Below are 2,994 nucleotides of genomic sequence, written 5' to 3' on the forward strand. Positions count from 1 at the left end.
GTTCGGCGGTGTCCTACTCTCCCACAGGGTCCCCCCTGCAGTACCATCGGCGCTGTAAGGCTTAGCTTCCGGGTTCGGAATGTAACCGGGCGTTTCCCTCACGCTATGACCACCGAAACACTATGAAACTGTGAACGCCGCACCACCCTCACCAGGGCGGGGCTGTTCGTGGTTTCAGAACCAACACAGTGGACGCGAGCAACTGAGGACAAGCCCTCGGCCTATTAGTACCGGTCACCTCCACACGTTACCGTGCTTCCAGATCCGGCCTATCAACCCAGTCGTCTACTGGGAGCCTTACCCCATCAAGTGGGTGGGAGTCCTCATCTCGAAGCAGGCTTCCCGCTTAGATGCTTTCAGCGGTTATCCCTCCCGAACGTAGCCAACCAGCCATGCCCTTGGCAGAACAACTGGCACACCAGAGGTTCGTCCGTCCCGGTCCTCTCGTACTAGGGACAGCCCTTCTCAAGACTCCTACGCGCACAGCGGATAGGGACCGAACTGTCTCACGACGTTCTAAACCCAGCTCGCGTACCGCTTTAATGGGCGAACAGCCCAACCCTTGGGACCGACTCCAGCCCCAGGATGCGACGAGCCGACATCGAGGTGCCAAACCATCCCGTCGATATGGACTCTTGGGGAAGATCAGCCTGTTATCCCCGGGGTACCTTTTATCCGTTGAGCGACGGCGCTTCCACAAGCCACCGCCGGATCACTAGTCCCGACTTTCGTCCCTGCTCGACCCGTCGGTCTCACAGTCAAGCTCCCTTGTGCACTTACACTCAACACCTGATTGCCAACCAGGCTGAGGGAACCTTTGGGCGCCTCCGTTACCCTTTAGGAGGCAACCGCCCCAGTTAAACTACCCATCAGACACTGTCCCTGATCCGGATCACGGACCCAGGTTAGACATCCAGCACGACCAGACTGGTATTTCAACGACGACTCCACACACACTGGCGTGCATGCTTCACAGTCTCCCAGCTATCCTACACAAGCCGAACCGAACACCAATATCAAACTGTAGTAAAGGTCCCGGGGTCTTTCCGTCCTGCTGCGCGAAACGAGCATCTTTACTCGTAGTGCAATTTCACCGGGCCTATGGTTGAGACAGTCGAGAAGTCGTTACGCCATTCGTGCAGGTCGGAACTTACCCGACAAGGAATTTCGCTACCTTAGGATGGTTATAGTTACCACCGCCGTTTACTGGCGCTTAAGTTCTCAGCTTCGCCCCACCGAAATGGAGCTAACCGGTCCCCTTAACGTTCCAGCACCGGGCAGGCGTCAGTCCGTATACATCGCCTTACGGCTTCGCACGGACCTGTGTTTTTAGTAAACAGTCGCTTCTCGCTGGTCTCTGCGGCCACCCCCAGCTCAGAGCGCGAAGCTCATCACCAGGACTGGCCCCCCTTCTCCCGAAGTTACGGGGGCATTTTGCCGAGTTCCTTAACCATAGTTCACCCGAACGCCTCGGTATTCTCTACCTGACCACCTGAGTCGGTTTAGGGTACGGGCCGCCATGAAACTCGCTAGAGGCTTTTCTCGACAGCATAGGATCATCCACTTCACCACAATCGGCTCGGCATCAGGTCTCAGACACATACAGAGCGGATTTACCTACCCTGCGTCCTACACCCTTACCCCGGGACAACCACCGCCCGGGATGGACTACCTTCCTGCGTCACCCCATCACTCACCTACTACCAGCTCGGGTCACCGGCTCCACCACTCCCCCTCACTCCGAAGAGATCAGGGGCGGCTTCACGGGCTTAGCATCACTGGATTCAATGTTTGACGCTCCACAGCGGGTACCGGAATATCAACCGGTTATCCATCGACTACGCCTGTCGGCCTCGCCTTAGGTCCCGACTTACCCTGGGCAGATCAGCTTGACCCAGGAACCCTTAGTCAATCGGCGCAAACGTTTCTCACGTTTGTATCGCTACTCATGCCTGCATTCTCACTCGTCAACCGTCCACGACTACCTTCCAGTGCCGCTTCACCCGGCAGACGACGCTCCCCTACCCATCACAGCCTCCGTTGGGAGTACATGCTGCAATGACACGACTTCGGCGGTACGCTTGAGCCCCGCTACATTGTCGGCGCGGAATCACTAGACCAGTGAGCTATTACGCACTCTTTCAAGGGTGGCTGCTTCTAAGCCAACCTCCTGGTTGTCTCTGCGACTCCACATCCTTTCCCACTTAGCGTACGCTTAGGGGCCTTAGTCGATGCTCTGGGCTGTTTCCCTCTCGACCATGGAGCTTATCCCCCACAGTCTCACTGCCGCGCTCTCACTTACCGGCATTCGGAGTTTGGCTAAGGTCAGTAACCCGGTAGGGCCCATCGCCTATCCAGTGCTCTACCTCCGGCAAGAAACACACGACGCTGCACCTAAATGCATTTCGGGGAGAACCAGCTATCACGGAGTTTGATTGGCCTTTCACCCCTAACCACAGGTCATCCCCCAGGTTTTCAACCCTGGTGGGTTCGGTCCTCCACGAAGTCTTACCTCCGCTTCAACCTGCCCATGGCTAGATCACTCCGCTTCGGGTCTTGAGCGTGCTACTACAGCGCCCTGTTCGGACTCGCTTTCGCTACGGCTTCCCCACCCGGGTTAACCTCGCAACACACCGCAAACTCGCAGGCTCATTCTTCAAAAGGCACGCAGTCACGAGAACAAGGCAAACCTTGCTCCGACGCTCCCACGGCTTGTAGGCACACGGTTTCAGGTACTATTTCACTCCCCTCCCGGGGTACTTTTCACCATTCCCTCACGGTACTATCCGCTATCGGTCACCAGGGAATATTTAGGCTTAGCGGGTGGTCCCGCCAGATTCACACGGGATTTCTCGGGCCCCGTGCTACTTGGGTGTCTCTCAAACGAGCCGCTGACGTTTCGACTACGGGGGTCTTACCCTCTACGCCGGACCTTTCGCATGTCCTTCGCCTACATCAACGGTTTCTGACTCGTCCCACGGCCGGCAGACCGTG

General features: G+C 57.1%; 2 rRNA genes. Both read right to left on the reverse strand.

Going from position 1 to position 2,994, the window contains the following annotated elements:
* Positions 1-117, reverse strand: a 5S ribosomal RNA gene (rrf, locus tag AC5WRT_RS38735).
* A gap of 87 nt (positions 118-204) precedes the next feature.
* Positions 205-2,994 (reverse strand): 23S ribosomal RNA (locus AC5WRT_RS38740); the annotation flags it as partial.

Source organism: Streptomyces sp. NTD91 (assembly GCF_059510455.1).